Source organism: Stenotrophomonas terrae, assembly GCF_039674165.1.
GTDB lineage: Bacteria > Pseudomonadota > Gammaproteobacteria > Xanthomonadales > Xanthomonadaceae > Stenotrophomonas > Stenotrophomonas terrae_A.
Window position 1 is genome coordinate 1 of record NZ_JBDJMY010000081.1, and the last position, 5678, is coordinate 5678.

The 5678-nt window shown below is 64.1% G+C and carries 5 protein-coding genes; 1 reads left to right on the plus strand and 4 read right to left on the minus strand.

The genetic code is table 11. The annotated features are described in order from the left end of the window. Positions 1 to 184 precede the first annotated feature (184 nt). On the minus strand, positions 185 to 1339 hold the full coding sequence (locus ABE493_RS19155; RefSeq protein WP_346500955.1) for a PQQ-dependent sugar dehydrogenase: 1155 nt from the start codon (positions 1337 to 1339) through the stop codon (positions 185 to 187). Between the two features lie 164 nt (positions 1340 to 1503). On the opposite strand from ABE493_RS19155, the gene yiaA reads away from it, so the two are divergent. Beyond that, positions 1504 to 1938 (plus strand): inner membrane protein YiaA, encoded by a 435-nt coding sequence (gene yiaA, locus ABE493_RS19160; RefSeq protein WP_346500957.1) that lies wholly within the window; start codon positions 1504 to 1506, stop codon positions 1936 to 1938. Between the two features lie 43 nt (positions 1939 to 1981). Here yiaA and ABE493_RS19165 read toward each other — a convergent pair whose 3' ends face one another. From ABE493_RS19165 to ABE493_RS19175, 3 genes are all read right to left on the minus strand, one after another. Beyond that, positions 1982 to 3274 (minus strand): dicarboxylate/amino acid:cation symporter, encoded by a 1293-nt coding sequence (locus tag ABE493_RS19165; protein ID WP_346500959.1) that lies wholly within the window; start codon positions 3272 to 3274, stop codon positions 1982 to 1984. A gap of 52 nt (positions 3275 to 3326) precedes the next feature. Beyond that, positions 3327 to 4058, minus strand: coding sequence for a L,D-transpeptidase family protein (locus ABE493_RS19170; protein ID WP_346500963.1), 732 nt, complete (start codon positions 4056 to 4058; stop codon positions 3327 to 3329). A gap of 68 nt (positions 4059 to 4126) precedes the next feature. Then, on the minus strand, positions 4127 to 4975 hold the full coding sequence (locus ABE493_RS19175) for a MurR/RpiR family transcriptional regulator (protein ID WP_346500961.1): 849 nt from the start codon (positions 4973 to 4975) through the stop codon (positions 4127 to 4129). Positions 4976 to 5678 lie beyond the last annotated feature (703 nt).

A 5678-nucleotide genomic window follows, 5' to 3' on the forward strand; every position in this document is an offset into this window, starting at 1 on the left:
GGCTTTCCCGGTAAGGCCACTGCCGAGCATGGCTCGGCACTACAACCGGTGAGGCCTCTTGCCGAGCATGGCTCGGCACTACAGAGGCTTCGCTGGGAAAGCCCTTGCCGAGCATGGCTCGGCACTACAGTGGCCTTGCCGGGAAAGCCCTTGCCGAGCATGGCTCGGCACTACGGGGCCATGCTCAGCCGGCTTTGGGCGTCAGCTTCAGCAGCTTTGCATTGCTGCCGTCTTCCAGCAGCCACAGCGCGCCGTCCGGGCCCTGCTCCACTTCGCGGATGCGGTTGCCCATGTCGAAGCGCTCGGCCTCGCGTGCCTTGTCGCCATCAAAAGCGACCCGTACCAGCGACTTGGACGAAAGCCCGCCGATGAAGCCGCTGCCCTGCCACTTCGGGAACAGGGTGCCGTTGTAGATGATGAAGCCGGCCGGCGAGATCACCTGGCGCCATGTGACTACCGGGGCGATGAATTCCGGGCGGGTGTCGTGATCCGGGATCGGGCGGCCGTCGTAGTGGTCGCCGTTGGAAACGATGGGGTAGCCGTAGTTGCCGCCGCGCTGGATCAGGTTCAGCTCGTCGCCGCCCTTCGGGCCCATCTCGTGTTCCCACAACTTGCCGTTGCCGTCGAAAGCCAGGCCGAGCACGCTGCGGTGGCCCAGCGACCATACCTGGTCGGCCGGCGCGCCCTGCGCCACGAACGGATTGTCCGCCGGCACGCTGCCGTCGTCGTTGAGGCGGATGATCTTGCCCAGGTTGGTTTTCATGTCCTGCGCCGGGTCGAACTTCTGCCGCTCGCTGGAGCTGATCCACAGCTTGCCGTCCGGGCCGAACGCCAGCCGGTGGCCGTAATGGCCGCGCCCTGTGACCTTCGGCGTCTGCCGCCAGATCACCTGCGTATCAGTCAGTTTGCCACCACCATCGGCATCGAGAACCAACTTGGCGCGTGCCACGGCCGCTCCACGGGTGTCGTCTTCGCCGTCTTCGGCATAGCTGTAATAGACCAGCCCATTGCTGGCGAACTGCGGGTGCACCAGCACATCACCCAAACCGCCTTGGCCGCCGTAAGCCACCGCAGGCACGCCGCTGACGTTGCCGCGCTTGCCGCTGGCCGGGTCGAAGTGGACCAGCTTGCCGCCCTTCTCCGTCACCAGCAGGCTGCCGTCGGGCAGGAAGGTCATCGCCCAGGGTTCATTGAAACGGGCCGCCTCGGTGGCGTTGAACGGCCATTGCGCGGGCTTTACCGCTGCTTCGGCGGCCGGGTCCGGGTCGGCGGCGCAGGCGCTGGTGAACAAGGCCGGGGCCAGGGCCAGGGTCATGCTGAGCAGAAGGGTACGGGGCATGGGAGTCTCCAGAAGCGGGAAGCGATACCAGAGCAGGGTTGTACACCATGGCAGCCGATGCTGTCCCTTTGAGGGATGGGACTGGCGCACGGAATCGCTTAACGTAGCGGCCGAGCGCCCGTGGACGTTGGGCCGCTACATCCACAAAAAGGAGTTTTTAAAAGATGAAAGCACAGATCTATCGCCCCTCGGCCGCGTTTATCGCCGCTGCCTGGACCGCATTGTTGCTGGGGGCGGCTGCCTATCTGGTTGGCCTGTTCAATGCGCAGATGCTGCTCAACGAGAAGGGCTATTACCTGACCCTGCTGCTGTTCGGCCTGTTCTCGGCGGTATCGCTGCAGAAGAGCGTGCGTGACCGGCTGGAGAACATCCCGGTGAGCAGCCTGTATTACAGCCTGTGCTGGTTTGCCCTGCTGTGCGCGTTGTTGCTGCTGCTGGTGGGCTTGTGGAACGCCACCCTGCTGCTCAGCGAGAAGGGCTTCTACGGCATGTCGTTCGCGCTGTCGTTGTTCGGCGCGGTTGCCGTGCAGAAGAACACCCGTGATGTGATGGCCGCCGATGCGGCCTACGGCGCGCCGCCGCTGCCGCCGCAGGAGTGATCCCAAAGCCACTCCCGCCTGGTGCGGGAGTGGCTGCAGGCAATCAGCTGTCGCTGGGTTGATCCTGCTCCGGGTGCTGCGCCGTGTGGCGGGCAACGATGCCGGTCGCGGTGACCCCGCCGGTGGCGTTGCCAATCGTGCAGAACACATCGGGAATGGTATCCACCGCCAGCAATACGCCCAGCGGTTCCACCGGCAGGCCCAGGCTCTGGGTGATCGGCATGTTGTTGGTCATGAAGTTGGCCTGGCCGGGCAGGCCGGTTGAGCCCATGCTGATCGCGGCCGCCAACAGCACCGCCACCGCGTACTGCGAGGCATGCACGTCGATGCCGTACAGCCAGGCGATGAAGCTGGCCACGGCGATGTACTGCGCCGGGCTGGTGATGCGGAACAGCGACACCGCCATCGGCAATACCAGCGAGGTCAACGCGGGCGGGTAGCCCAGCCGGTTGCGCGCGCTGTCAATCATGGCCGGCAACGAGGCCAGCGAGGATTGCGTGCTGCCGGCAATCACCTGCACCGGCACCAGCGCGCTGGCGAAACGACGGATCGGCTCGCCGGCGGCGAAGCGTGCCACCACGTACAGCAGCAGGGTGATCAGGATGTAGATCACGCACATCAGCACGATGTAATAGCCCAGCACGCCGAGGATGCTCATGCCGACCTCGGCGCAGACCACGAACACCAGCGCGAACACGCCTACCGGCGCCGCCCACAGCACCCAGCGCACGATGGTGATCATGGTGTCGGCGATGATGCGGATGATGTCCAGGATGCGCTCGCGGCGCTCGGGTTGCTGGCGGCTCAGCGCAAAGCCGAAGAACATCGCAAACGCCACCAGCGGCAGCATCGCGCTGGAGGCGGCTGCCGCCAGCGCGTTGCTGGGAATCAACGAGCTGATCCACTGCGCGGCACTGAGCGGGGTGGCGGCCGTGGTCGGCGAGCGCAGCGCATCGCGGAAAGCCTGGATGTTGTCGGCATCGCGCGGCAGCAGGTCCAGCAGAAGCGGTGTGATGACTGCGGAGAACGCCGCCGAACCCACCAGCAGGATCAGGAACACGATGATCGCGTTGCGTGCGGTACGCCCGGAGGCGGCGGCATTGCTGGCGGTATTGACGCCAACGATGACCAGCGCGGTCACCAAGGGCACCACCGTCATCTGCAGCGCATTGAGCCAGAGCCGGCCGATCGGGCGCAGCACATCGGCAATCTGCAGCGCCAGCACCTGGTCATAGGCGGTGAGCGACAGGCCGACGATGGCGGCCAGCACCAGCGCGATCAGCACCTTGACCGGTGCGGAGACCTTGGAAGATTTTGCGGGTGCGCTGTCGGTCATGGAGAGAAAGCTTGTCTAAAGGAAGGGAAGATGCCCTGAACCGGACAAATGCTCAACGAGTGGTTTCTGAAAGTTGCGGCAGGCCCCAGCTGCGTTGCAGGCGCTGGTACTGCGCGGCTGGCAGCAGCACGAACAGCGGCTTGGCCTGCGGCGACAGCCACGCCAGCAGCGCTGACATGCGCTCGGGCTCCATCGCGGTGCAACCGGCGGTGGCTTCGCCGGGCTGGCGCCACAGGTGGGCGAAGATGCAGCTGCCCTGGCCAGGAGCGGCGTCCGGGTTGTGTTCGATGACGAAACCTTCGCGGTAACGGCGGTCGCCGTTGTTGTGCAGGTCCAGCCGCATGGCCTCGGTAGACCCCTTCACAGCGGCCTCGCCGACCTTGCTGGCATCGACGATCTGGTTGTACAGCGGCGAGGCCGGTACATCCATGCAGTAGCTGCTGGCCAGCATCGGTTGGTAGGGCATCTGGCTGCTGATGTGCTCGGCATAGCCGAAGGCCGGGCCGATGTTGAAGATGCCGGCGGGGCTGCGACCATCGCCTTCCTGTTTCTGTGGGCCATCAGTCTGCTGCGGGTGCACGCCGATGCCCCAGGCGCTGCCGCTTCGGCCGAGGCTGACTTCGAAGCCGGCGTCGTGGGCTTTCCAGCCGCCGTCAGTACGCTCGAATGCCTGCAAATGCCCGTTGGTCGCATCCCAGCCGGGAGCAGTGACCACGATCAGTTGGCGGGCATTGTGCACCGGTGTAGCGAAGGGCGCAGCGATGCAGAGCGGTGCGATGACCATCAGCACGCAGCCCAGCAGGTGACGGATGTTGCGTTGGTGCAAGCTGGACATGAGGTTGGTTCCTGCGGTCAGTTGTCGATCAGGTGCTGGATGCGTTCCTGGTTCAATGCCAGTTGCCGTTGCCGATCCGGATTGGTCTGGCACAGCAGCACGAACACGAAATCCAGCAGGTATTGCAGCGAGCTGCGGTACAGCAGCTGGGCGACGGGAGGTTGCGGGTCGTGCGCACAGATGGCCAGTGAAGCGTCCGCGTGTGCACGCAAGGGGTTGGCGGTGTGGCGGGTGATCGATATCACCTTGCCGCCAACTTCCTGGAACTGGCGCGACAGCTGCCACAGTTGCGGCAGCTTGCCGAATTCGGAGAACACCAGCAGCACATCGCCGGGCCGCGCGGCGGACAGGTTGGCGATCATCAGGATGGGATCGGCCTGCTGCACGGTAAGGATGCCGAGCAGCGACAGGCGCATGGCGAATTCGCGGGCGTACAAGCCGTCATCGCCCAGGCCATAGATGAAGACCTTTGGGGCGTTGTCGATCAGCGCGATCACCGCTTCAACGTCGGCCTGAGAGTTGGCGGCCATGGTTTCTTCTTCTGCCGCTGCCTTGGCCCGGCGCAGGGTTTCGGCAACCAGCAGATAGCCGCCTGGCTGGTCTTCCGGTGGCCAGCGGGTGCTTTCGCCGTTGCCGGCGGCTGCGACTGCGGCACCCACCGAGTACTTGAGGTCGGGATAGCCCTTGAAGCCGAGTTTCTGGCTGAACTTGACCACGCTGGACTGGCTGATATCAAGCGCATTGGCCAGCTGCTGCGAGGAGTAGTCGCGCAGCAGGTGGGCGTTGTCGAGGATGAAGTCGGCGATGCGACGTTCGATGGCCGACATCTGTTCGCGCTCTGAGCGGATTTTTACCAGGGGTGGCATGGGCGTGTTGGTATTTATCTGCTGAAGACTTTAAGGGATTGCGTTGAAGAGCGGAGCAGCGCTTCGCTCCCGACCTTGCACGAAGTACCGGGAAAGGCTTGGGAGGTGCAGCTTTGCTTGTGCTTGTGCTCCAGCTCCCTCCCTTGCACGAAGTGCAGGGGAGGGCCGGGGAGGGGTAGCTCCTGCAGCTGCTCCTGCTTCTGCTGTTGCTCCAGATGTTGATCTACCGGGTCCCCTTCCGCAGCGACGGAGCTGGCAGACAAGACCCCGAATGGGGCGACGCACAAGGATGTGCGTCGTTTTTCGACGATACAGGGATGTATCGTCGAAAAATCCTGCCAGCGCAGTGGACCCGCGTCGCATAGCGACGTGGGCGCGTAGGCAGGGTGTGCTTTCTTTTGGTTATCTTTTCTTTGCACAAGCAAAGAAAAGTAACTCGCTCCCCGAAGGGGAGAGAAAGCCTTTGCTCTGGCATTTGCTGTTTTCTGCAAGTCGGAGCGAAAGCTGAAGCCAAGGCAAGAGCTTTCGCTCCCCTTCGGGGCGCGAGCACACCTTTCTTTGCTTGTGCAAAGAAAGGTGGCCCAAAGAAAGCACACCCGGCCTCCGCGCCCACGCCGCGGCGCGCCGGGGGTCCACTCCGCCGCCGGGATTTTTCGGCGAGACGTCCCTGTCTCGTCGAAAAACGACGTGCATCCATGCACGC